The organism is Verrucomicrobiota bacterium (genome assembly GCA_016871535.1).
Lineage (GTDB): Bacteria > Verrucomicrobiota > Verrucomicrobiia > Limisphaerales > SIBE01 > VHCZ01.
Genome location: VHCZ01000019.1, coordinates 1 through 24,953, shown reverse-complemented (window position 1 = coordinate 24,953; position 24,953 = coordinate 1). Strand labels below are relative to the sequence as shown.

The following is a 24,953-nucleotide window of genomic DNA, read 5'->3' as shown; positions in this document are numbered from 1 at the left end:
ACGCTCGTCACGGCTTTTCTCTACTTCGATTACAGTTTCATGGTGTGGACGCTCCTGGGCGCACCGTTGTTGGAAAGAAATCCGCTCCGGTTCTACAAAATCGGATTCTTCGTTTGCTCGGACTGAATCTCTTCCTTGTCTTCAAGCTCTTGCTTGGCAACTGAGCTTGGCCAAAACAAAGCGACGCGTTGGGTGGGGTGACGCTCCCGCGGAGCCTTGGCCGTGATCAAGCCGACACGAATTTCACGAATTAACACGAATTGGGAGGTCCTCTTAATTCGTGAGGCCGAGCGAAAGAGATCGGCCTCTGGCATCTCACCAGCAAAACCATCTCGAAGGAACTGCCCTCGCCGGCCAAGACGTGGTCGGAGAGCAAGGACTACGTGCTCAAACCCTTTGAAAAACGCGGCGAGATGGACCAGGGCATCCTGCGTTTCACGTGGTATTCGCTGATTCTCCTGGCTAAAGGCTACGCCATCGCGCTCCTCGTGGGCACGCCGATCGGCTTCATGCTCGGACTCTCGAAGGCGTTCACCAAGACGTTCTCTGGCAAGAGTACAACGCGCTGAATTATTCGCGGATCATCCTCTGCATTCTCACCATCGGCATCGTGGGCTTCGTCCTCGACCGATTGATGAGCGTGGTCGAAAGGAGGTTTAGAACGGGGTGAACGCCTCACGCAAAGAACGCGAAGGACGCAAAGAAGGAAGGGCTCCAGTCTGCTCACCTGTCGGCTTCCTTTCAAGTGTTGCTTGCCAAGAATGCCAAGAAGACAAGAGGGGCAATGAATCCGGATCAAACCGACATCGAATCTCCGATCCACCTTTGCGCTCTTCGCGCCCTTTGTGTGAGGCTTGACATCGTATGGCATTTCCGGAACTTAACGAAGTCAGTAAGAACTACGGAGAAGACCGATCGAGCATGTGCGTTCTCCATGACATCAACCTCTCGGTCGAAAAGGGCGAGTTCGTCGTCATCGTCGGGTACTCCGGCGCCGGGAAGACCACGCTCATCTCGTTGATTGCGGATTTGCTCAAGCCGGACGCCGGAACGATCGCGCTGAACGATCTGGAGATCACAGCGCCCGGCCCGGATCGCGGGATTGTTTTTCAAAACTATTCGCTGCTCCCTTGGCTGAACGTTTACGAAAACATTTACCTGGCCGTGGATCAGGTCGGGGACATCCTGGAAGTGAAATTCCCGCGGCCGCGCGACCGCAAACAAGTCATGGAACACCCGGATTATGATCGGCTCCGCCGGCATCTGATCACGTTCCTTGCGGAGCATGCGGACAAGAAGCGCGATCCGGCCGCGAGCACGGGCGTGGCACCGGGCCATGGAAATCAACGGCGGCCTCCCAAGGCGGAAGCCCTCGATGGAACCTTTAGCCAATCCGCCGTGTCACGCTCGTCCCGGTTCGCCCCTGCCGGCGCGGATCGTTGACCATCGTTACAGCGTTACAACTTTACATCGTTACATGGGTTGAATGGGAAGATTTGCGCAAGCCGCGGAAACCCTTATGGATCGCAGTGCACGGTGCGGACGACCGAGATTGAAACAGCGTTGACCCAAGTCAAATCTTCGTCCGGCGCCTTTGTCAAAACCAAGCTCATGTCTAGAACAATGAAAAAAACCATCCGACCAAAGCAGAACTTCCCATTCACCTGCGGCAGCGCTGTGGTACTGGCGATCACGGCCTCGGTCTTTGCCCAGGAGAAACCCTACACGCTGCCTGGCACTGGCCAGCCCGCCTCGCCGGCGCCTGCGCCCGCGGCAAAGCCAAAGCCGTCAGCTCCCGCGTCCGCCAGACCTGCCGAAACGGGAACGTTCAACAGCTTCTTCAGCACGGAACTGCCCGACGCCATCGGCAAGAGCAAGCTCTCCATCAATTCGCGCTTGCGCTGGGAGCAAGCGGACCAGGACGGACCCGGCGCCGCCGACTTGAAGGAATCCGACGCGTTGACGCTGCGCACGCGCTTCGGCTTGACGACCGGGTCGCTCTACGGATTTCAGGGCATGCTCGAAGGCGAAAACGTGCTGAGCGTGATCGACTCGGACAATTACAACGCCGCCGGTTCCAACGGCCAGCCGGGCCGAACCGTGATTGCCGATCCCGAAACCACGGAATTGAATCAAGCCTGGCTGAGCTATTCTTCGACCAATTTGAATCTGACGCTCAAAGGCGGGCGGCAACGCATCGTGTTGGACAACCACCGGTTCGTGGGCGACGTCGGCTGGCGGCAAAACATGCAAACCTTCGACGCCGCGTCGTTGGAGGTGAAGCCCGTCAAGGACCTGTCGGCTTACTACGGCTACGTGTGGGAAGTGAATCGGGTGTTCGGCGACGTAAGCGGCTTGCCGGCCATCAACCAGGATTTCGAGTCCGATTCGCACCTGATGAACGTCGCATACAGCGGATGGAAGTATGGCCGCTTCGTCGGCTACTCCTATTTGCTCGATTTGGAGAATTCTGCGCCGGCTTCGCTGGGGAATTCGACGGCGACTTACGGCGGCTACTTCGCAGGCACGGCGCCCGTCGAAGGAAACGTCAACCTGGCTTATCGCGGCGAGTTCGCCTGGCAGACGGATTACGGCAAGAGTCCGCTCGCTTACGACGCGGAGTATTGGAACGTGGAGTTGGGAGCGACAGTAAAGAAGTTTGCGCTCGGCGGCGGCTACGAATTGTTTGGCTCGGACAACGGCCAGGGATTCAAGACCTCGCTGGCGACGTTGCACGCGTTCAACGGCTGGGCCGATGTGTTTCTGAATACGCCTGCGGCAGGCTTGCAGGACATTTACGGCTTCGCGCAATACACGCTGCCGTGGCAAATGCCGCTGCGCTTCGTGTATCACAAGTTCGATGCCGACACCGGCGGCGGCGATTTCGGCCAGGAGTTCGACGTGCAGCTCAGCAAGAAGTTGGGCAAGCATTGGACCGCGCTGGCGAAGTACGCCTTTTACGACGGCAAAGACGCGGCGCCTCCTTCCTTTGCCTCGCCGATCGACATGCAAAAATTCTGGCTGCAACTGGAGTTCACTTATTAGCGCCGTATTTGCTCGCGACTGGGTGCGATTAAAACTGTCGGTCAGCGACTCCGATTGACTTCTCTCTCTCCCCGCGAGGAACGAGTGGGGAGAGAGGGGATTCTTGGAAACAGGAGACGCGAGCCAACGCACCTCCTCTCCCCAGCCCTCTCCTCCCTTCGGGAAAAGAGGGAGAAGACTTTGTTGACCGACAGTTTCAATCGCACCCCTCGCGACGCGTCCGTATTGACGCGGTTGGTGTGGCACCGGACAATGGACACGATATGGGTCGAGTTCGGCGTGGCGGTTTTATTATCACCTGGTTTATCGGCGATCACGAGCCGCGCCATGTTCACGTCGAAACCACCGACGGCAAGCTGATCGGCCGGTTGAATCTCCAGACGCGGCAAGGAATGGAAGGTTGGCAGCCTGACAGAAAGCTGTTACGAATCATTGCCGAACTTGAACGCGAAGGTCGATTGTGAAATCGCTGACGAATCTGAAGAAGCCTTTTGGCACCGCCAAAATGGTCCGCATCAAAAGCGTCCGCTACCTCGCCTGGGAAGACGCTTTCGACGTGGAGTTTGAGGACGGTTTGAGCTTCCTTCAGCCGCAACGGACGATCCGCAAATCAAATCGAATCTCGCCCAAGGCTGTCCCCGTCGAGGTAGTGCTGGATGAAGAGTGCCGGATCGGCTTCACCGTGCGCTATGACAATGGTCAGGCGGCCGAAGTTTCCTGGGCGTTCATCCGCGAGCTGCCGCCGAAGAAGCAAACGAATACGCGCTATTGAGCAGGCGCGCTTGTTGTTGGAGGCGCTGCAGGGGGATGAGCCTGCGGCGGTACAGGCTGGGCGTGTTCGATTCGCTGTGTCGGCGGGTTCATTCGAATCTTCCTTCAAGCCAACCCTGGAGCTTCCTCGATCGCCCACATCGGCCCTGAACCGTTTGGACTGCGGTGGCAAGGCGCAGTCGCGTCACCGCTTTTGAGGGCGCCGGCAAATCCAGCACCCAAAGCGGCGTGGCGCTGCGCTTCCCGCCGCAGTCCAAAAAGCCGCCCGGGCGACGGAACGCGTTCCTTTTGCGCGCTCTGTCCAAAAGGCGACAGACCTTCTTGTCGGGGAATTCCTGATTCGTGGGCGGGTGAATCCGGCCCTTCGCCGCTTTGAATCCAGTTTCTCTGAATCTCGGCGTGCTGGTCCGTCCGGAGGAACTGTTGAAAGTCATCGTCGCGATTGTGCGCGTGTTCATCGCTCACGGCAATCGCGGCGACCGCAAGAAAGCGCGGCTGAAACACTTGCTCGAATCGTGGACGCTCGATCGGTATCTGGCGGAGACGGAGAAGGTGCTGAGTTACCAGTTGTTGAAGGCTCCTGCGGGGCTGTGTCAGAGCGTGGGAGCGTCGGAGCTTGGGAGCGTTGAAACGGCTGCACGCTCTGACTTTCCGACCGCTCTGACGTTCCGACGCTCCACGCTCACGTTGGTGTCTTCCCGCAGCGACAAAGGGGACTCAACTACGTCGGAGTCGCCATCCCGGTCGGGCAGATCACGCCGAAGCAAATGGTCCGGGCTTACTTGTGCCATCGCCGGGTGGGTGAATCTTTCCGGGCGTTTTCACAATTACCGCGGAATATTGGATTCCCGACGGCAATATCACCGGGCCGCCGGATCGGGTTTTCAAGGCCGTTGCCGGAGCCGTGGGCGATGCGACCCTGGTCGGGATGAAAGATGGGTTCTACACCTTCCATGTGACGCGGACGGGCTGGGAACCGCTCTCCTACACGCCGCCACCCAATGCTGGTTTCGTCACGGTCGGCGGCAAGGTTCGGTTGATCCGATCGCACTATGGGTCGGTATTCCTCCGTCCTGTCAAACAGGATCTCAGCGTCACGGTCAAAGGATATGATCCGGTCAAGGAAGAGGCCAACCGACCGCTCAAAGGGATCACGGTCAAACTGACCGGTGTCGATTTCACCGATGACACCGTGACGCTGGTGCCCCCGCAGTCGATCATCACTGGCGAAGACGGCACGTACAAATTCGAGAAGCTCGCGCCCATTCGCTGGAAAATCGAAGCGGGAAGAATGGGCTATGCTGCCGTGACCAGCCTCGTTTCGCCGAACGCCAATGGCACGTTCCAGCCGCAGACCCTGGAATTGCAGTTGAAGCCAACCAAAGTAAAGGTCGTGGTGGCTTCCCCGTACCAGACTGGGAACGCGGTGAAAGGCGCCAACGTGCGGCTTCAAGGAATCCGCAACTCAAATACGGAAGGAATCGAGCGTGATCTGGAAGCGCAGGCCGATGCCGCGGGGCACACCGCGAGCGCCACCTTCGCGAACTTGCTGCCTGGCCGATATTGGATCCATCTCTTGCACGCGACCACGCTTAGTGACTTGCCGTCACGGTCGGGGCCGCTCTTCGGTCCGAGTTCCTTTCAGGTGGCATTCTTCCCTAAAGAGACATTTGCCGAGGTGGCGGTGGAAAAGACCGAGCAAATCCGAGTCAACCTCGAACCGGTTCCGGCACGCGTCCGAGGACGGCTCTGGGCGACCGATGAACTGGGGGATCCTGAGAGTACGAATTGCGATCCTGAAGATCGCCGCGTATTTCGGCTAATCGCGCAGAAAGGGATCACATTTGTCGAACACAAAAGCATCAAGCTGCTGGCGAGCACGAACAACTCGTTGACGATCGATACGGATGCCGCCGGTGGATACACCGCGCTGGTGCCACCCGGAATCTTCGGTGTGCAAATTCCGGCCATGACCGAATACACGGGGCACAACATCGAATTCGGCGACCTGACCGAAGGCCAGGCGCCGTATCCCGGCCCGTGGCCCTATCCGGATATTTGCCCCTATTCAACCTACGAGCCCGGACACCACGGCGCCGGCGTGCGGCTGGATTTTTCACACGAGTACCAACTCGATCTATTCGTGCATCGGCAGTATGTGTCTTGTGCATTAACGCCGACGGATCGGCGCAGTCGGTTCACTACAACCATTTGGAGGCCGTCGGCGCCGAAGTGGTTGCAACCGGCACGGCGACGCAACGCGCCCGCGCCACGAGGGGGCCGACCTATCTCTTGCGGAATGTCAAGCCGGGGACTTACACGATCGCGCTCAATCACCCGGATTACGCCGCGAAGCCGGTAACCGTCACGGTAGCGCCGTGACAGCCTCCCGGGATCGTGCCGGGAGTCGATCCGCTCAGTCCGGCTTATTTTTTCCCCGGCATCACGCATTGCGGCAACCAATTCGATATCATCGCCGAATGGGCCACGAAGGGCTCAATCAACGTCAGACGATGGACGTGGTTTGGGCGCGAGAACCCGCGCTATATCAGCGCTGGGGAAGGGACCCCAAGGTACTTTCAGATGGAGAGCCTGCCCAATCAGGTTTTCCTCTTCGACCGAAGCTCGGCGGGGATTCCTTCGGGTGCCTACACGATTTGGGAACGTCATGGCGACGGCTGGTTTACAGGTCTCGGCAGCGGATCCAAGGAATTTAATGCATACGAAGGCGGTCTCTCAGATAACACCCATCCCACCGCCGCGCCGGTTGGCTCCAGGACCTACACTGTGGAGCTTCATGCCTACAGCATGGCCGAGCCAAGCCTGGAGATCCCTGATGCCACGTTCCTGCTCGGAGGCAGGCCGGCGAAGAGCGGCGATTCCATTCCTTGTGACGTCACTCCAGTTGTCACAGGATCGACGGCGACCGGATGGAAGCACCTCTTTGGTGAAGTCGAATCCGTGGACTATGCGAAGCGGCTCTTCCGGCTCAGGGCTTTCATGGAGCGCATTATCACGGTGAAGGGAAAAATTACGGGGCCTGGCGGTCCGGTTCCAGGCGCCGCCGTTGTCTTGCGCAATCGCTATGGCAACCCTATCGATAGTCGGGTGACGAAGTCGGACGGGATGTATGAGTTTCCGTCGGTCTCCCCGCAAACCGTTTACCTCGACGTGAACCGGCGTGGCTTCGTGCCGCAGCGCAAGCGCTATCCGCTGCCCACTCCACAAGCGACCGAAATCATAGCGGACTTCGACCTGAAGAGCGTGCCGGAGCCCACGATCGATGTGTTCACTATGAACCGGTTCGGGCTTTTCCTGCCGGGAGTCCTGAAAAGTGGCGACTCTGAGGGGTTCGATCCGGAGGGAGCGCGGGAGCAGCTCACGATGACGTGGAAAAGCGCGGCGCGCGGAGCCACTTTTCCTGTCGAACTCGAAGGGTTCGTTCAGGCCAACGAAAAAGCCGGGCCGCCGGAGAAATTTGAGGTGGCTGATCGGGTGGTGGAAATCTGGCTCGTGGACCGCCGCGCCTTCACCAATGCTTTTGTCAATGCCTTGGATCAAAAAGCCGATTACTCCAACGATCCGCCACTCCCTCGCAACTATGTGAGCGTCCAGAACTGGCTGGGAGAAATCATCGCGGCCCGGAAAGACGGCAAGCCTCACTATGTGGTGCATCAATTGGCGCGGCGCGAAAACCGGTTTGAAGGCAAACTCAACTTGTGGGAATTGCCCAGTGGCGTCTTCAAACCCAGATTGATCGCCATCACAGAAAGCGGCGGCGTCGCAGTGAAAGATTATGAACTGCCGCCGGACAAGCAGCCGCTTCAAGGATTGAACCTGCCCGAATGGGCTGCCTCCCTTCTGGAACTGATCGGAGGCGCGGCCAACGCGGGGAAATTTAGTGCCGACGTCCATCTGAATTATGGCGACGGCTTCTTGAAGGTTGGCACGTTCTCACCCAAATTCGACGGGCGGATCGACCTGGATCCAGCAAACGTTCCTCCGGAAGCCGACGCCTATCTGACTTACAAGTACGAGCTAGGCCTCGAATTGGCTTTGGGTGAGGCAACTTCAGAAACTGGCCCGTTAAGGCTTGGCCCCAAGTTTCTTGGCCTTAAGCTTCAGGAGGCAACCGCCGAATTTGAAGTCGTTGGAAAGGAGAAGAAAGCGATCTTGTCGATAAAGCCCGGACTGGGCAAACCCGAAAAAGTGGAGATACGGACCAAGGAATACCGGCCCGTCATTCTCAGGGATGACGGCGATGACGACAAACCAAAGAAGAAGCCCGAAGCCAGCATAGAGTTTGGCACCTTCGTCGAACTGGACTCGAATTGGCTTGGCAACAACACGATCTCGAGTTTCGGTTTCCAAGTTGAAGCGGCAGGGGCTGTAGAACTGGTCGCTAAAGCTAACGCGAAACCCGTGCTCCGCTTCATTCCATATGTGGGTCCGCTGTTAGTCGCCGGAGACGCGACGGGAGCATTGAAGGCCAAGGGCGTTTTTGAAGTTCTGTTCGGCGCCCGCTTCAAGGGGCAAGCAGAAACTCGATTCCCAAAGCCGACGACCGGCTCCACTCAGGTCCGAGGGGATCCGCCGCAGCGTTGGAGTCTGCTCGGCAGCTCGGAAGGCAAAGTGGAATTCATCCCGATCCTGCGTCTCGCCTCCGGCTTGGAACTCTCACTCGGTCGTGGAACCGTCGAAGGCACGGCCCTCTTACAAGCGGGTGCCCCGGCCGATGCGCCGGATAACAAGGGAATTCAGATGACTATTAACCTGCTAGGGAAAGGACCGCTCATCACCAAAGTCGAAGGAGCGTTCAGCGCCGTCGTCCGACTCGCCGTCAATCTTTGGACGGGCAAGATAGGAAAGGAATGGCAATTTGATATTCACCGCTTTGTCATCGACCGAGGCTCGGAGCCCAGCTTCGAGTTGGCCCCGATCAACGTGACCTACTCGGTCATCAATGCCGCCAGCGTTCCCCAGCAAAACTTTGTTGGCGTTTCCACGAATATCATCGAGCGCTTTTATCAAGCCGGCACCCTGGACCTCACGGAACAAACCAGGCCGCTTCTTATCTTCACTGGCACCGATCCCGCGACCGGCCAGATGACTGTCATGGCCAGCCTTCGCGCGCCAATTGCTGCCCGCGCAACCGATCCAGGCGTTCGACACGGCCGGTCACACGGCGGGCGCGGCTCTGGTGGTCGTTTCCAACGAGTCCGGTGAACTACGGTCGATCTCCTGGAACGGCAATGCGTGGAGTGCGCCCAAACGAATCTCTGATCGCGCCGAAGACGCTTTGTCCGTCCGGTTCGACAGCGCCAACCGCGCGGTGCTGGCCTAGGAACACGCGGACGGTTCCCTGGCTTTCTCGCGTTTTGACACGAGCACGGAGAATTGGACGAGCGCGACGTTCCCGGTTCGGGACGCGTTCACCACAGACTGCGAGATTCTGCCGCTGGCCAAGGAGGGAGAGACGCTTTATCTGCTGGCCTGGACCGAGGGCGGCGACCAGACATCGTTGTGGTACGCCTTCGTGGATTCGCTCGGCGCAACCCGCTTCCCGGCGACGGAAGCGACGGTCGATGCCGCGGGGAGGTTCAAAAGCTTGCACGTCCGGCCTCTGGATGGGTTTCGGGCAGCGATCCTCGCGCAATACTCCGCCGGAACGAACACGACCGTGCGAGAGTTCGTGATCGGATTACCTTCCGCCGGTGACTGCGACGGCAATGGCATCTCCAATGCGGCTGAAATCGCCGCCGGTTTGGTTCAAGATTGCAACCGCAACGGCGTTCCGGATCGTTGCGAAATCGCCAGCTTGAAAACCGCGGATCGCAATCACAACGGCATTCCTGATGAATGCGAACCGCCGCCGCCGGACGACTGCAACCGCAACGGCATACCCGACCGCTATGAGATTTCCCTGGGAATCGGCGACGCGAACAAGAATGGAATTCTGGATGAGTGCGAGGCTGGCGCCCGAACAAAGGTCGTTCCCTTGCCGAAGGACGTGTCGGCTCGTTACTATCGCGCCATGCGAATCATCATCAAATCGAGATCGACCGATTCCCTGGAATTCCAGTATGAAGGAACCCTCGAACAGGCCGACTCGGTGACCGGACCCTGGAGAGGGGTTCCCTGATTGATCAACCACGCCCCAGAACGTTTCGCAGCCGCGATCCGGCGCTTTGACGAAGAGAACGCCAGAGATCCCAACGTGGAAGCGGTCGCGGGAGTCGCTCAGCCCCGAGAGTTGATTTACGCCCAGAGGCTGACGGATTGGGTCTTGAAACTGTGCCCCGGCGCTTCGGAAGAACTCCGTCTGGCGGCGCGCTGCCAGCACCTTTGCCGCTGGATGATTCCGCGCAGCCAATATCCGATGACCCGCGCCGGATATTTGAAATGGCGCAATGACCTGAAAGCCTTTCACGCGGAAAAGGCCGGTGAGATTTTGCGCGAGGTCGGTTATCCGGCCGAGGTGATTGCCCGCGTTCAGGACCTGAACCTGAAAAAGAATTTTCCGAATGATCCAGATAGCCGCGTTTTGGAAGACGCGCTCTGCCTGATCTTCCTCCAGTATCAACTCGCGGACCTCGCCGCAAAGACGGACGAAGACAAAATGATCAACGCTCTACAGAAGTCGTGGAAGAAGATGACGCAGGTAGCGCGGGAAGAGGCGTTGAAGCTGAGTTTCGGGCCCAAGGAAAAAGCGCTTCTGGAGCGGGCGTTGGCTGGGGCGCGAAACGTAGAACGTAGAACGTAAAACGCAAGGCGTAATTACGTTTTACGCATCACGATTCACTCATACCGCAGCGACTCGATCGGGTCCAGGTTCGCCGCCTTGACGGCCGGGTAAGTTCCAAAGACGACGCCGACGACCAAACAGATCAGCAACCCGTAAATGATCCAATCCACCGGGATGACCGGCGTGACTTCCAGGAAATACGCCGCCGCATTGCCGCCGATGATGCCAAACACGACCCCGATCAACCCGCCGACCTGGCAGAGCACGATTGCCTCCAGGATGAACTGGCTCATGATGTTCCGCTTTTTAGCGCCAACCGCGCGGCGGATGCCAATCTCGCGCGTGCGCTCGGTCACGGACACCAGCATGATGTTCATGATGCCGACGCCCGCCGCCAGAAGCGCAATGGAGCTGATCACCGTCACGCCCAATCGCACGGTGAAGGTGAACCGCTTGAATTGCGCGATCAGCGAATCGTTGGAGAAAATCTCGAAGTCGTCTTCCTTGCCCGGAGCGACTTTGCGAACCGCCCGCAAGATGCCCCGGACCTGCTCGATCGTGTCGTCATAACTCGCCTGGTCGCGCGCCTGGACCAGAATTGACAGGCTTCGCCAGGTGCGCCCATAGCGGTTCAGGCCCGTGGAGACGGGGATCACCGCGAAGTTATCTTGATCGCCGCCGAGCATCTGGCCGCGCGATTCCAGGACGCCGACGACGCTGTAGTTGATGCCGGTGAACTTGACGCGGTCACCGACGGCCGAGCCGAACGGAAAGAGAATTTTGGCCAGCCCGGCGCCCAACACGCACACATCGCGCGCGCTCTCAACGTCGGATTCCATGATGGCTCTGCCTTCAGCGACGGTCCAGTTTCGCGCCGGAAAGCTGCCCGGTGTTTCGCCCAACAAACGCGTGCTGGGCGGTGTTTTGTCGAACCGTGACAGAGCCACGCCACCCCAGAAGTAACTTTCCAGCCCAACGTTCAGGGCCAGTGTCGCGTGTTCCTGAACTTGCAGGCCTTGCTGGAGCGTGATGTTTCTGCGCCGCCAGTATTTCTCGAAATCGGCCACGCCGAAGAATGCGCCGGGCCATTTGCGAATTTGAAATGTGTTGCTCCCGAGCTGGCTCAACTCGGCCTCGATGTTCGACTGCAACACGCGCATGGCGGTCATCACGACGATGATTGAGAAAACACCGACCAGCACGCCAAGCAGCGTCAAGGCGGAGCGCAGTTTGTGGGCGGCAATGGCGCTCATCGCCATGCAGAAACTCTCTTTCAGTTCCGCGCGGAACAGGCCGCCCCAGGGAGATTTCAGATTTGAGATTTCAGATTCCAAAGGAGCAAAGGTTACTCGTTCCGGAGCGCATCCACGGGATTCAGCCGGGCTGCGCGCCAGGCCGGAAAGAAACCGGAGACGATTCCCGTCAGAGCGGCCACGGCGAGCGCGATCCCCACCACGGTGGGCGACATGACGCCGCCCAGGTGTTTCTTGAGCAGCAGCGTCACGGGATAAGCGATGGACAGAGCCAGAATTCCGCCCAGGACGCAAATGCTGGCCGCCTCGATCAGGAACTGGGTCAGGATCGCGCGGCGTTTGGCGCCAATGGCCTTGCGAATACCGATCTCTCGCGTGCGCTCGGCCACGGAAACGAACATGATGTTCATGATGCCGATCCCGCCCACGAACAGCGACAGGCCCGTGATGAACAAGCCCACGGACGCAATCGTGCGCGAGACGCGTTTGAACATGCTGAGAAACATTTCTTGCTGGTCGATGGAGAAATCGTCCTCTGCTCCAGGCGCGATGCGGCGAACGCGGCGCATGATTCCGCGCAATTCCTCTCTAGCATCTTCGAGGCGCGCCATTTCCAGCACCTTCACCTGAATTGTGAAATCCGGATAATGCCAGAACGACGCAATGAACTGCTGGAGCGGAATGATCACGGCGTTATCGACGCTGAAGTCGCCGAAGAAATCCCCCTGCTTTTCCATGACGCCGACCACTTCAAAAAGCTGCTGGCCAAGCCGGATTCGGTTTCCGACCGGCGGTTCGAGCAAAAATAAATTCGTCGCCGCGGTGGCGCCCAGGACGCAAACGGGCCGGCCGCCCTCAGCCTCCGGCGCGGTCAGGAAGCGTCCGTCCATGATCGAAACGCCCTTGGTGAACAGGAACTGATCGGTCGTGCCGATGACGGTGACGCTGTCGGAGCGGCGGTTTTTGTATTTCACGGGCCGGCGCGTTTCCACAAAGGGGGCGATGGCCTGAGCCATTCGCATGTGTTTCTCGACGGCTTTGACCTGGGCCAGCGTGATGCGCTGCCGCTTCTCCGCCTTGAGCCATTCCTCCCAGGAATCGATGAACCAGGAGAAGCGCTGGACGTACAGAACGTCCGCGCCAATCGTCGAAACGGTATTGAGGAAGGAGCGGTTCAACCCCTCGATCGCGGTGCCCATCAACGTTACCGTGACAATGCCGATGACGATCCCGAGCGTGGCGAGGCCGGAGCGAAGTTTGTTCGCCCAGATCGCGGCCAGCGCGATGCGCATGCCTTCAAGGGTTTCAATGATTAGGTGCATGCGTAAAACGTGAAACGTAACCTGGGGAATAGGGGGAACACGGGCTCAACCCCAACGGGGTTGCGTCTTTGGCCAATCGGAGAGGCACAACCCCTTTGGGGTTGGTTCCTTCTCGTTGGCTTTACCCAGGGTAGCTCGTGGGAAGTTTCCTTGGTTTCAGAACCATGCACTCGGCCCATGAACCCGGTAGAGCGAGTCCGTCCCGGCGAGCTGCTCGACGTGCGTGGAACACGTCCAGACCGGCTCGCTGGGGACAGGCTCGCCCTACCATCAGGCTCATGCGAAGCCTGCCTTGGTCTGGTTACCATGCTCTCGCCCCATGAACCCGGTAGGGCGAGTCCGTCCCGGCGAGCCGCTTGACGTGCGTGGAACACGTCCAGACCGGCTCGCTGGGGACAGGCTCGCCCTACCGTCTGGTTCATGCGAAGCCTTCTTGGTCTGGTTACCATGCTCTCGCCCCATGAACCCGGTAGGGCGAGTCCGTCCCGGCGAGCCGCTTGACGTGCGTGGAACACGTCCAGCTCGACTCGCTGGGGACAGGCTCGCCCTACCGTCTGGTTCATGCGAAGCCTTCTTGGTCTGATTTGCAGCGATTTCACGATGCAGCAGGCGCGAGCGACGCCTTGGCCACTTTCTCATCGCTCGCAATCAATCCGTCCCGGATGCGGATGATGCGCTCCGCGTGCTGCGCGACCTGTTCTTCATGGGTCACGACGATGATGGTGTTGCCCTTGGTTGAGAGTTCCTCAAAGAGCGTCATGATCTCCGCGCCGGTTTTGGAGTCCAGATTCCCCGTCGGCTCGTCGGCCAGGATGATGGACGGATTGGTCACCAAGGCGCGGGCGATGGCGACGCGCTGGCGCTGGCCGCCGGACAGTTCGTTCGGTTTGTGATGAATGCGGTCGGATAAACCGACCTGGCTCAGGGCTTCCAGCGCGCCTCGTCTCCGTTCGTCCGTGGAAATTCCGGCGTAGATGAGCGGCAATTCCACATTGTGCAGCGCATTGGAGCGCGGCAAGAGGTTGAACGTCTGGAAGACGAATCCGATTTCGCGATTTCGAATCTCGGCGAGCTGATTGTCATCCATTTCGCTGACATTCACGCCGTTCAACTCGTACCGGCCAGAACTCGGCGTGTCGAGACAGCCGAGCAGGTTCATCAAGGTGGATTTTCCCGACCCGGACGGTCCCATGATCGCGACATACTCGCCGCGCTCAATGGTCAGAGAGACGTCGCGCAAGGCGTGAATGACCTCCTCCCCCATCTGGTAACGCCGGGAAATGTTTTCGATGTGAATGAGGCTCACGAACGGGATGTGGAGTGATGGAGTGGTGGGGTGATGGAGTGGTGGAGCAATGGAGTAATGGAGTAATGGAGAGGCTGCAACACTCCAGCGCTCCAATACTCCAACACTCCAACTGCTTCGCAGTTCTTCCTCACTTCTACTCCTTCCCCTTGTCGTCACCCGGCGCGCCTTTCTTGATTTTCTTCCCGTCTTCAAGCTCGCGGCTCACGGCTTTGTGGCCGCCGGACACGACTTCCCGGCCCTCGACGAGGCCCTCGGTGATTTCCAGGTAGGAGTCGTCGCTGATGCCCAGTTTCACCGGCACCATCTTGACGCGGTCGCCGTCCACGGCGAACACCACTTCGATCGGTTTAGGCGGTTCGCCGGGCTTCTTGTTCGCGCCGGGTTTTGCCGGCGAATTGGTGGTTGAAGAAGTCGTGGTCGCCGCGTGCGCCTCCGATGGATTGCTTTCGTTTTTCCCGCCGGGATTTGGGCCGTTCTTGGATTCTTTCGGCAGCCGCACCGCGACACTTTGGATCGGCACGGCCAACACGTTCGTGCGCGACCGTGTCTCGATTTCCGCCGTCACGGACATGCCCGGACGAAACACTTCTTTGTCCTGGATGCGAACTTTGACTTCGAACCGCGTGCCTTCTTGCTGTTGCCCGCCCCCGCCCATACCCGGAAGCCCCATGCCTTTGGAGGAGTTGGCAATCTCAGTGACAATGCCGCCGAACTTGCGGTCCTTGAACGCATCGACTTCCAGCCGCGCTTTCTGTCCGTAAGCGATGAGCGGCACATCGATCTCGCCGACGTCCACGCGCGCCTCCATTTCATTGAGGTCCGCGACGATCATGACCTCCGTGCCGGCCATCTGGGCCGTGCCCACGACGCGCTCGCCCAACTCCGAGTTCAACTTGCTGACCGTGCCCGTGAGCGGAGAGCGGATGGTGGTTTTGGCCAGCTCTTCCCTGGCGCGCGCGAGCATGGCATTGGACATTTCAACGCGGTGCGTGGCGCTTTGCTGGGACGCTTTGGCGATTTCGTAAGCGGCTTTCACGTCGAAAAACACCGACTCGGAAATCAGCTTCCGCCCGAACAACTCCTCGTTCCGCTTGAACTCGGCCTCGGCCTTGACCAGGTTCGCCTCGGACGTGCCTTTGTCTGCGACGGAGGAACGGTAGCTGGCTTCCGCCTGGTTGACGTTCGCGACGTAGAAATCCGGTTTGATGCGCAAGAGCAAGTCGCCTTTCTTCACTTGCTGCCCTTCCTTGACCGGCAACTCGATGATTTCGCCGCTCACCTCCGGGCTGATTTTCACCTGGAGGACCGGATGAATCCGGCCATTGGCGACGACCAACTCCGTGATGTTGCGCCGCGCCACGGTGTCGGTTTGCACGTTGATGGGCTTCTCCCGCTTTCGGATAAAGATGGTGACGGCCACGGAGACCGCGATCACACCGATGGCGGAGAAGGCCATGACTTGCTTTCGTTTTCTGGTCTTGGGATTCGGCATCAGCATTTTAGGGATGACACGGCCAGGGTGTTGATAGTTTCAGACGAAGCGGTCCATTTATTGATGAAATGGACTACCAAGTGACGATCCGTCGGTCATAGTGCCTGGGCGGTCTGACGCGTGTAAGTGGAATTTTGTTCAAAGCAGCAATCCTCATTAGGACTGGTTCCATGACTACGAACGTTTCCTTGGTAGGGCGAGTCCGTCTCGGCGAGCCGTGTCCGACGTATTCGGAACACGTTGGGGGCGGCTCGCTGGGACAGGCTCGCCCCACCGAATTCAAGCTGGGAATTGCTGTGTTCAAAGATTGGAGGCACTGAAAAGTGTGGAAGGTGCAAGTGCAAATTCACTTTCGTTAGACCATCGCCACGCCCACAGGTCACGCGCCGGTGGAGCGAGGTACCCGCCGAGCTGGAGTATCCGCTCTCGTCAGCCGCAAGCAGGAGCGCGGGCAGCTTGCCCGCGTGGTCTGAAGATCTCAAGAAAGGCGGGCAGGCTGCTAGATTCTTGAATCAGCCGTGCGCCAGCCGCCGCTTGGCCAGCCAGGTGTTGATCTGGTCCAGCACGACCGCCAGAATGACAACCGCGCCAATGATGATCTGGCTGTAATTCTGGTCGATCCCCAGAATCACGATGCCGCTGCTGATCATCTGGATCAGCAGCGCCCCCAACACCGCGCCCAGCGCCGAGCCTTTCCCGCCAGACAGGCTCGCGCCGCCCACCACCGCCGCCGCGATCACATTCAGTTCGTAGCCCTGGCCGTCGCCCGACGTGGCCGCGCCATAGTAACCGATGGACAGCAGCGCGGCGATTCCCGCCGTCAGGCCCGAATACACGTACACGCTCAGTTTCACCCGCTCGACGCGAATGCCGCTGAAGCGGCTGGCGAGTTCGTTGCCGCCAATCGCATAAACGCGCCGGCCCGCCGCCAGTTTCGACAAATAAATCCAACCCAACACCAGAATCAAAACCATCACCGTCAGCGGCATCAGGCTAAGGCCGTTGCCAATCTCCCAGCGCACCAGATCGCGAAACGCCGCCGGAAAACTGCCCACGGATTGGCCTTGGGTAATCACGAACGCGATCCCGCGAAAAATCGCCATCGTGCCCAGCGTAATGATGAACGGATGAACCTTGAGCGCGACGATCATTGCGCCGTTGCTCAGCCCGCACACCGATGCGCACCCCACGCACGCCAGCAAACCCAGCGGAACACTGATCCACCCAGAAGCCAACGCCTGGGAGCCCGTTGGACCGAATACCTGAAAAACCAAAGCGCCCAGAACCGAAGCCAGCGCGTAGGTCGCGCCCACGGAAAGATCGATCCCGCCTGAGATAATCACGAAAGTCGCGCCGACCGCCATAATGGCGATGAAGCTGGTGTCCTTGGCGAGTTGGGCGAGGTTTTGCGGGTTGAGGAATTTGTTTCGCTCCACCATGGCCGGCTCGCGCTCGCCGCTCGGGTTGCTTACAAAGACGCGCTGCCGCGTGCCGTCAGGCGCGGTCTCGAAAAGCGGCATCTTGACCGTCCCTCCAAAAACCGTCAGCAAGGCGCCGAGCAGCAGAATCACTAGCAGAAGGCCTGCTTCCTGGAATTGGAAATCGCGCCGGGCCGAGCGGGCCGCGCTGCTACTCGGCGAAGTCATTTGCTACCAATCCACGACCGAACCGTCATCCGCGTCGTAGGACTCGCGGTTGCGCCAGTCGTGATCGATTTTATCGGCCAGCGCCTTCTCGTCCAGCTCGACGCCGAGGCCGGGGCCGTCGGGGAGTGGGATGTAGCCATTCTCCACTTTGAACGGCTTTTTGATGTAGCCGTCGCCCAGAGAAACCTGTTCCTGGCAAAGAAAATTTGGAATCGACGCCGCCATTTGAATTCCCGCCGCGAGTGAAATTGGGCCGAGGGGATTGTGCGGCGCGATCGCGGCGTAATAGGCTTCCGCCATTCCGGCGATCAAGCGCACTTCCGTAATGCCGCCGGCGTGGCAAAGGTCCGGCTGCAGAATCACCGCCGCTTTTTTCTCCAGGATTTCCCGGAAACCCCATTTCGTGAAAATGCGTTCGCCCGTGGCGATGGGCAAGTGCGTGCCGCGCGCGATCTCCGCCATGACATCGACGTTCTGACATTGGACCGGTTCTTCGATGAACATCGGTTGATACGGTTCGAGCGCTTTGATCAAGAGCTTCGCGGTCGCGGGCGGAACCGCGCCATGGAAATCGATGCCGATATCCACGTCCGGCCCGCCGGCTTCGCGCAGCGCGGCGAAACGTTCGGCGGCGTAACCGATGGCCGCGGGCGTTTCGACGATTCGCGCCGGCCGCCGCGTGGCGGGCCCGGTCTTGAACGCGCGGAAGCCTTGTTTGACCTTCTGCTTCATGTCTTCCGGACTCCGGGAATGCGCATAGACGCGGACGCGATCGCGCGTCGGGCCGCCGAGCAATTCATAGATGGGGACGCCAAGCGCCTTGCCTTTGATGTCCCAGAGCGCCTGGTCGATGCCGCTGAGCACGCTCGTGAGGATCGGACCGCCGCGGTAAAACGCGTGCCGGTAAATCGCCTGCCAATGATGCGCCACGCGCCGCGGATCTTTTCCGACGAGATACGGCGCGACTTCTTCCACCGCTGTGGCGCAAGTCTTCGCCCGGCCTTCGAGGATCGGTTCGCCCAGGCCGACGATCCCGGCGTCCGTGTGAATCTTCAGGAACAGCCAGCGCGGTTTGACGAAGAGCGTTTCGAGTTTGGTGACTTTGATTTTGTCCTTGGGCGAAATGGGCGCGTTGCTGGCGGCCGCCGCTGCGGCGTCCGCGTCCCATGGCATAGCGGCGAGGCCGGCGGAAGCCGTCATTCCGCGGAGCAAAGCTCTTCGCGAGAGCGGTCGATTCAATTTGGATTTGGACATAAGCATTTTCCTTCGTTTGCGGACAGCGCGACTGTCTTGCGATGAGTTACGGTGTGCACGGCGGAAAAGTATCCGCGCTGGCCCATCCGCCGCAAAATAATTCTCAGCCGCAGGTCGCCGCCGAGCGCCGGTCAGAATTCTTGGTAGCGCAGACTTGAAGTCTGCCGTATCGCCGATTTGCAATCGGCGGCGCTTCGGCGAGTTCCAGAGCCCCTGGAACTTGTCCAGCCCCTGCGGAATGCAATTCCGCGATACGGCAGATTACAAATTATTACAAATCTGCGCTACGAGACGAAGAATTCTGCCCTGCGGTCCTCCTCGCCTCATTCAGCGGGCTCCGTGATGATCAGGGTGCGATCTATCGGGATGTCCTTTGTCACCGTCTGTTTTTTCCCGAAGGCCACAAGACTTCCACGGACTCCACGCCCGTTGCCTCTCCCAGGCCGAAGTAGAGCGGCATCGAGCTTTGCGACAGGTAACCCGATTTCCCGTCGTGGAACTGCGTCAACCGTTTGCCGCCGGCGCGGACGATCACGGTCGCCCCCAATCCGTCGCGGTTGGATCGGACGCCCTTGAGCTTGATCTTGAGCGAGCGAACGCGCTTGGCCTCGGTCAGATTGCTGACGAGCAGTTGGGGGCGGTCGTTGAATTCGTTGGTGACGACGTCCAGATCGCCGTCGTTGTCGAGGTCGAAGAAAGCTGAAGAGCGTGTGCTCAACGTGCCGGTGATGACGGTCTTGCCAGATTTGCCGGCGCATTCCGGGTGCTGTTTGTCCGCGCCATCGCAGTCCAGCGTGAACCAGGGTTTCTCCGTCCGCCGGTCGCCGCGCGGTTCCACGCCGACCAAAAACTCGCTGCCGAAGAACCCTTTCCCGCCTTCGTTCATGAGCACGGGGTTGATGCCATAGCGAAAGGGATAGCCCATGCCGGAGGCCACGAAGATGTCCTCGAAGCCATCGGCGTTCAAGTCGCCGACGCTCACGCCCCAAGGCCAGTACGTTTCGACGCCCAGCCGGTCGGAAACCTCGGCGAACTTCCCGCCGCCCAGGTTTTGGTAGAAGGCGTTGCCAAAGATGTTGTTCGTGGAGCCTTGCAGATAGGCCTCGGTCCACTGGACGGAGCAGAAGGCCTCGCTCTTGGTTTTCTCCATCTCGATCCGAAAATTGAGCGCCTCGACGGTTTGGCCTTTGGTCATATCGGAGTGCATGTCGGTGATGTAAACGTCCATCAGGCCGTCCTGATTGAAGTCGAAGAACTTCACGCCCATTGCGCCCCAGGGGGTCTTCGGGAAATAGGCCGCCGTCTTGTCGATGAAGCCTTTGTCGCCCTGGTTTTCGTAGTAATGATTGTCCCCTTGCATGTTCACCACGTAGAGGTCGGGGAATCGGTCCTGGTTCAGATCGGCAAATGTGGCGTCGCCGCTCCAACTGCCGTCGCGCAGATTCATCTCCTTCGAGACGTCCTGGAATTTGCCGCCTCCCAGGTTCCGCCAAAGCTGGTTGGCGCCCAATTGTGTCGTGAAATAGATGTCCACCATACCATCGCCATCCACGTCGGCGACCGCCAGGCCGTTTCCATGATCGTAATGGGCGGCTTTGTATTCTTTGCCAGCGTCGTCCACGATCTGGTCGGCAAAAGTGATCCCGCTTTCCGAGATTCGATCGGTGAACTTGAAACCGTGGAACGCCTGATATTTCTGGGCGGCGGCGACTTGCTGTTTTCTCCGGCTCTCCAGGAGATTCAACGTGATGGCGTGATTGGAAAGCTCCTCCGCGCCAAGAAGCGGAACGGAAGTGGCGAGGAGGCAGCCCAGGATGAGAAGAAGTGCCGAGAACTGGCCGAGCGCAGTCAACAAATGGGACGCGAGGGAACCCCGTCGTATCGCCTTTTCAAGAGAAGGACGGTGAACGCGCAACGGCATGGGTGGCAGGTCAATGGTTGAAAATCGCACTTTTGGTGGTTCTGGGCGCACGGTAGGGGAATCTGACGGAGGATGCAAGAAGGAGCGCGGTCAGCTTGCCCGCGCGGGTTGCGTGAAGATTTCGAGAGAGGCGGGCGGGCCGGCTGCCCGCGCTCCTTTCGCGAGATTCTTGAATCAGCCGTGGGTGTCCCCTCAGTTATGATAACGACGGTGGAACGACGCTCCCGCGGAGCTTTTCTTCGATGGCATTGGCTCGGCGGGGGCCTCGCCCGGCCTCGCCCCACCTTACTGTGCAGACCGTGGGATTGACGACAGATCGACCGGAGAACCGCAGCGCAGATTTTCAATCTGCTGTATCGCCGATTTCCAATCGGCAGCTCGCCGGCAAGTCCCAGCGTGCTCGGACTGGGAGACGCCCCGCAGAATACAATTCTGCGATAGGGCAGAGTGCAACTCTGCGCTACGAGCTTTGTCGTCCATCCCGCGGACCAAGCAGTAACTGAGTTGACACATGCCGAATTCTCATGGATACGCCGGCCAATCGCGCGCCAGATTCAGTGCGGCCAGGCCCTCTCGGATCAAACGCAGACTCCACACCTGAACCGTCTGGTCCTTGGTCGCAGCCGCCAACTGCGTGTCGTCAGGGCTGAACACCAGTATTTCCAACGCACTCCGGTCCGGGCTCTCCAGAGTCGCGAGCAGTCTCGGTTGCAGCGAGTCGCCTAGAGGCAACTGATGCAATTGAATCGTGTGCCTGGAGTAAGCCAGAGCTGCGATGGCGCCGTTCTTCGTGAAGGCAATCGGCGCGTGATGACTCGACCCGGTCTTTCGGGAAATGGAAAACGCCGCCTTCTTCCAGTCCCCAACGCGATAGAACTGGAATTCACCGTCCCGACAAATCACCAGCCACCTTCCATCAGGGCTGAAAGCAAAAAATTCACTCGTTGGAATCGGGGCTTGCGGACGAATTACAGGAGTTTTCGAGAGATCCCAGAGATCGAGCGCCCACGCCTCACGGGTTGTGGCGGCCAGCCAGAGCTTGTCCGGATGAATCGCCAACCGTTGGTAGTGCTGGCCGAGTTCCAGCTCTCGAATACTTGCCGGGTGATCCAACGGTCCGATTAGTACTTCCGCTTGATGAACGATCGCCGCGGTCCTCCGGTCCGACGTCAACACGAACGTCCCCAGCTCTTCAGGAATCTGCGCGAACTTGCGGGGCGTGCCAGGATTCATCGCCAACGTCGGATGCGAGACGGCGCGGCCCACCGGAAATCCGAATAGCCCCGATTGCGTGCTCACGACCAGATCGTTGCCGTCGCCGGCAAAAAAGCCCACCTGAGCGTTGGTCAATTGCAGCGCGGGAAACTCACTTCCGGAGGATGCATTCCAAATCGTAGCTTGTTCTCCGGTGACTCCGATAAGGAGCCGGCCATCCGGGCTGAAATCAATCGCTCTGAAATGATCCACCTGGCCGCTGGACCCGCGCAACACGCGGTACTCTTCTCCCAGGACTTCCCACACCTGGGCGTTGGTCGAACCGAAGCGCGCGGCGACCAAAAGCCCGTCATCCCGCCCAAACCAGAGGCGCTCTGGAATCTCTCCTGGCAGGCGATGGATCAAGTGCCGGTCTATCGCGGGGTTCCACAATCTGACGGTTTCGTCCTGGCTCAGCGACGCGAGCAGGCCGCCGCGACGGTTGAAGGCCACGCTCACTACGGGGCCCTCATGTCCGGTCAGGATCTTCCGGGCGGATTCGGGTTGGTTTGGCTTCCACAGATAGACTGAGGAATCACCGCAAGCGACGGCGAGAAACTCTCCGCGAGGGTGCCACGACAAATCGTAGGCCAGGTCGGGATGGTAAAACTTCGCAACGCATTCGCCGCTCTCCACGTTCCAGATCTGAACATTGAGATCGTCCAAACAGGATTCGGCGATCAGCTTCCCCGACGGATCAAAGCGGATCACCTGAGGCGCGCGCGGAAACCGGGATGGCAACCGAAGTTCCCGCTCCTGAATCAGCGCTCCCGACGGCAGGGCATAGACCAGAATCGACCCGCGGCGCAGCCCCACGGCCAGCTTGCTGCCGTCCGGGCTGAAATCAATCGCTCGCGCGTGAACTCCGTGCGCGGCGGTGAATAAGAGTCGATTCGCCCGCCAATTCCAAACCTCCAGGCGCTCCTCGGAGCCACGCCGGCCCGCCACGGCGAGAATTGTATCCGCCGGACTAAACTGAACTTGGTGAACTTGCCTGCCCGGGCCCGGAAGAACACTCAAGACGTCGCCAGTCTTCACGTCGCGCATGGCGAGGGTCTCATCCCCCTCGACTTCTGCCGCCGTCCTTGAGTCAGGGCTGAGGGCGACGACTTTAGTTCGGTTCAAAGCGAATGAGCCAAGTCGGGCCGGCTTCAAATCTGTTAACGCCAGGCACGCAATCGCTTCGTCCCGCAACGCGGCTTCATCCGGATAATCCCGCCGTGCCTGTCGCAGCGCTTCCAGGCTTTCATACCGTTGGCCGGCGACGCCCGTCGTGCGCCAGGCGCGAGCCTGGGAAAAATAGGATTGGGCCAGGGCCTTTCGCGCCACCGTGGCATTCTTCATCGCAGTCACCACCATCAGAGTCATCACCGCGACCACGACCACCGCGATCGCTGTTGTGCGCAGCACGCCCCGGCGAAAGGCCGCCTCTTGCCGCCGCAATTCCGCATCCGGCATGTGCGCCCGGACCCAATCGCGGTCGAACACCTCATGATAGATGCGGTTCCGTTCCTGCACCAGGCCGCGTTCGGCTTTCACGATGCCGGACAGCCGGAGGACGCTGACGAGCGCATTGGTTTCATCGTCCGGAACCAGTTTGCCGCGCCGCACTTTCAGGTAGAGGTCCAGCAAGCTCGCCCGATCCACCTCGCTGCGGAGAAGCCGTTCGCGCACGAAAATCAAGTTGTCATCCCGCTCTCGCGCGCGGTTGCTGAAGAAAAGCGCTTCACAAAGGGAATCGATGAAGCGATCGGCGGCCGCGGTTGGCGCGTCCGGTTTCGAGTTCTCTTCGGCTGCGGCCTGGCAAAGCCGCTGGGTCAAATACGGATGGCCGCCGGTGCAGTAGAGAATTCGTGCCAGCAGGTGTTTCGACTGGCTGGCGTCCAGCGCGGCATTCGATCCGGCTAAACCTCTCGCCAGCGGCTCGGCCTCGGCCGGCGTGAAGTCAGTCAATTCGATCCGCCGGCCAATATTGAAAGGCGTTGTGCGGGTGTCGCGAATGAGATCCGACGGCGTGGCCACGCCGAGCAGACAGAACGTGAGGCGACTGAACTCGGCATCCTCGGTGCGCCGGTTGTAACACTCCCGAACCGCGGCGAAGAATTCATCCGTGGAAAACGGCAAACTGCGCACGAAATCCAGCTCATCGACAAAGATCACGAGGGAGGCGCGTGTCTGCGGCAAGACGACCTCCCGAAGAGCGCTGAAGAACCGCTGCACCGGGCTGAGCCGGAGGTGGTCGTACCAGAAATCCTCCAACTCATCTTCGAGCCGGAGTTGCCCGCCCATTCTCAGGATCAATCCGTCATACCACTGTTCCGACGTGAGATTCTGTCCGATGGCGGTCAAATCGAGCGCGACGACGTGAATTCTCTTTTCGCGCAGTTTCGTCGCCGTGCGCACCATGAGCGAGGATTTGCCCATCTGGCGCGACGTGAGCACGTAGCAGAATTCCCCTTTGAGCAAACCGTCGAGGAGATCCTTGTCCGCCTGGCGCTCGACATAAGACGGGGAGTCGTGGCGCAAAGTGCCGCCCGTGACGTAGAAGCCCGTTTCGAGTGCGCTCACAAGCGTTGGCAGTTAAAGTCCACCTGCAAACGCGGAAGTGGCGAATGGGCACAAAGGCCGAAGAGGGAACTTTATCGCTTCGGTCGGCGATGCCTCCAACACTGAATCAAGGGCCATCTCGCCCGCCTCTTCAACGACTGTCTAATCCGCAAGGTCCGCGGTCCAACTCGGCGCTGAGGCTACACAGAAGCGCATACATAAAGCTACATAGCGATAATTAAAGAAATGGCTCCAATAGGCCTTGGATTTTTCCGGGTGCCGCTGGATATCCTTCAAAGTGGTGAACAGACTGGCACACAACTCGGCAGGGGTGGCGAAGTAACGATTGTGCGTTCCTTCCTTGCGAGTGTAGTGCCAGAGCCGTTTTTGGGCA

The 24,953-nt window shown here is 59.4% G+C and carries 18 protein-coding genes and 1 pseudogene; 10 read left to right on the top strand and 9 right to left on the bottom strand.

Going from position 1 to position 24,953, the window contains the following annotated elements; genetic code table 11:
- The first annotated feature begins 383 nt into the window (after nt 1-383).
- The 10 genes and pseudogenes from FJ398_04635 to FJ398_04590 all read left to right on the top strand — a co-directional run bounded on the left by FJ398_04635 (nt 384) and on the right by FJ398_04590 (nt 10,579).
- Nucleotides 384-569, top strand: a complete 186-nt coding sequence (locus FJ398_04635; GenBank protein ID MBM3837242.1) for a hypothetical protein — start codon at nt 384-386, stop codon at nt 567-569.
- 295 nt (nt 570-864) lie between these two features.
- A complete protein-coding gene (locus tag FJ398_04630) occupies nt 865-1,443 on the top strand; it encodes an ATP-binding cassette domain-containing protein (protein ID MBM3837241.1) in 579 nt (192 codons plus the stop codon).
- Between the two features lie 93 nt (nt 1,444-1,536).
- Nucleotides 1,537-3,045, top strand: a complete 1,509-nt coding sequence (locus FJ398_04625) for a hypothetical protein (GenBank protein ID MBM3837240.1) — start codon at nt 1,537-1,539, stop codon at nt 3,043-3,045.
- A 239-nt stretch (nt 3,046-3,284) separates the two neighbouring features.
- A complete protein-coding gene (locus FJ398_04620; GenBank protein ID MBM3837239.1) occupies nt 3,285-3,509 on the top strand; it encodes a hypothetical protein in 225 nt (74 codons plus the stop codon).
- Nucleotides 3,506-3,817 carry a hypothetical protein gene (locus FJ398_04615; protein MBM3837238.1) on the top strand — a complete coding sequence of 104 codons (312 nt, stop codon included), beginning with the start codon at nt 3,506-3,508 and terminating at the stop codon, nt 3,815-3,817. The genes FJ398_04620 and FJ398_04615 overlap by 4 nt, the downstream gene beginning before the upstream one ends.
- 353 nt (nt 3,818-4,170) lie before the next feature.
- Nucleotides 4,171-4,748 (top strand): annotated as a pseudogene (locus FJ398_04610) (hypothetical protein).
- Entirely contained in the window at nt 4,721-6,178 is a 1,458-nt protein-coding gene (locus tag FJ398_04605; GenBank protein ID MBM3837237.1) for a carboxypeptidase regulatory-like domain-containing protein, read from the top strand. The pseudogene FJ398_04610 and the gene FJ398_04605 overlap by 28 nt, the downstream one beginning before the upstream one ends.
- 35 nt (nt 6,179-6,213) lie before the next feature.
- A complete protein-coding gene (locus tag FJ398_04600; protein MBM3837236.1) occupies nt 6,214-9,042 on the top strand; it encodes a carboxypeptidase regulatory-like domain-containing protein in 2,829 nt (942 codons plus the stop codon).
- A 295-nt stretch (nt 9,043-9,337) separates the two neighbouring features.
- Complete coding sequence (locus FJ398_04595) at nt 9,338-9,958, top strand: hypothetical protein (GenBank protein MBM3837235.1); 621 nt, start codon at nt 9,338-9,340, stop codon at nt 9,956-9,958.
- Nucleotides 9,959-10,579: a DUF4202 domain-containing protein gene (locus tag FJ398_04590; protein MBM3837234.1), complete on the top strand. Its 621-nt coding sequence runs from the start codon at nt 9,959-9,961 to the stop codon at nt 10,577-10,579.
- A 35-nt stretch (nt 10,580-10,614) separates the two neighbouring features.
- Here the strand turns inward: FJ398_04590 and FJ398_04585 are convergent, their stop codons facing one another.
- The 9 genes from FJ398_04585 to FJ398_04545 form a co-directional block, all read right to left on the bottom strand.
- Nucleotides 10,615-11,820, bottom strand: a complete 1,206-nt coding sequence (locus tag FJ398_04585; protein MBM3837233.1) for an FtsX-like permease family protein — start codon at nt 11,818-11,820, stop codon at nt 10,615-10,617.
- Nucleotides 11,821-11,906: 86 nt separating this feature from the next.
- Nucleotides 11,907-13,136 carry an FtsX-like permease family protein gene (locus FJ398_04580; GenBank protein ID MBM3837232.1) on the bottom strand — a complete coding sequence of 410 codons (1,230 nt, stop codon included), beginning with the start codon at nt 13,134-13,136 and terminating at the stop codon, nt 11,907-11,909.
- Nucleotides 13,137-13,412: 276 nt separating this feature from the next.
- A complete protein-coding gene (locus FJ398_04575; protein ID MBM3837231.1) occupies nt 13,413-13,775 on the bottom strand; it encodes a hypothetical protein in 363 nt (120 codons plus the stop codon).
- Complete coding sequence (locus FJ398_04570) at nt 13,732-14,400, bottom strand: ABC transporter ATP-binding protein (GenBank protein ID MBM3837230.1); 669 nt, start codon at nt 14,398-14,400, stop codon at nt 13,732-13,734. The genes FJ398_04575 and FJ398_04570 overlap by 44 nt, the downstream gene beginning before the upstream one ends.
- Nucleotides 14,401-14,578: 178 nt before the next feature.
- A complete protein-coding gene (locus tag FJ398_04565; GenBank protein ID MBM3837229.1) occupies nt 14,579-15,937 on the bottom strand; it encodes an efflux RND transporter periplasmic adaptor subunit in 1,359 nt (452 codons plus the stop codon).
- A 512-nt stretch (nt 15,938-16,449) separates the two neighbouring features.
- Nucleotides 16,450-17,583, bottom strand: coding sequence for an ABC transporter permease (locus FJ398_04560; protein ID MBM3837228.1), 1,134 nt, complete (start codon nt 17,581-17,583; stop codon nt 16,450-16,452).
- A 3-nt stretch (nt 17,584-17,586) separates the two neighbouring features.
- Nucleotides 17,587-18,837 carry a galactonate dehydratase gene (gene dgoD / locus FJ398_04555; protein MBM3837227.1) on the bottom strand — a complete coding sequence of 417 codons (1,251 nt, stop codon included), beginning with the start codon at nt 18,835-18,837 and terminating at the stop codon, nt 17,587-17,589.
- 376 nt (nt 18,838-19,213) lie between these two features.
- The gene (locus FJ398_04550; protein MBM3837226.1) at nt 19,214-20,758 is read right to left on the bottom strand and encodes a CRTAC1 family protein; all 1,545 of its coding nucleotides are present in this window, start codon (nt 20,756-20,758) and stop codon (nt 19,214-19,216) included.
- 522 nt (nt 20,759-21,280) lie between these two features.
- On the bottom strand, nt 21,281-24,580 hold the full coding sequence (locus FJ398_04545) for a hypothetical protein (protein ID MBM3837225.1): 3,300 nt from the start codon (nt 24,578-24,580) through the stop codon (nt 21,281-21,283).
- Nucleotides 24,581-24,953: the final 373 nt, after the last annotated feature.

Excerpts from the sequence above, each read along its gene's own strand:
- FJ398_04565 (MBM3837229.1), bottom strand. The coding sequence starts at position 15,937 with ATGCCGAATCCCAAGACCAGAAAACGAAAGCAAGTCATGGCCTTCTCC.
- FJ398_04570 (MBM3837230.1), bottom strand. The coding sequence starts at position 14,400 with ATGGGGGAGGAGGTCATTCACGCCTTGCGCGACGTCTCTCTGACCATT.
- FJ398_04630 (MBM3837241.1), top strand. The coding sequence starts at position 865 with ATGGCATTTCCGGAACTTAACGAAGTCAGTAAGAACTACGGAGAAGAC.
- FJ398_04585 (MBM3837233.1), bottom strand. The coding sequence starts at position 11,820 with ATGGCGATGAGCGCCATTGCCGCCCACAAACTGCGCTCCGCCTTGACG.
- dgoD (MBM3837227.1), bottom strand. The coding sequence starts at position 18,837 with ATGTCCAAATCCAAATTGAATCGACCGCTCTCGCGAAGAGCTTTGCTC.
- FJ398_04580 (MBM3837232.1), bottom strand. The coding sequence starts at position 13,136 with ATGCACCTAATCATTGAAACCCTTGAAGGCATGCGCATCGCGCTGGCC.
- FJ398_04550 (MBM3837226.1), bottom strand. The coding sequence starts at position 20,758 with ATGCCGTTGCGCGTTCACCGTCCTTCTCTTGAAAAGGCGATACGACGG.
- FJ398_04560 (MBM3837228.1), bottom strand. The coding sequence starts at position 17,583 with ATGACTTCGCCGAGTAGCAGCGCGGCCCGCTCGGCCCGGCGCGATTTC.
- FJ398_04575 (MBM3837231.1), bottom strand. The coding sequence starts at position 13,775 with ATGAGAAAGTGGCCAAGGCGTCGCTCGCGCCTGCTGCATCGTGAAATC.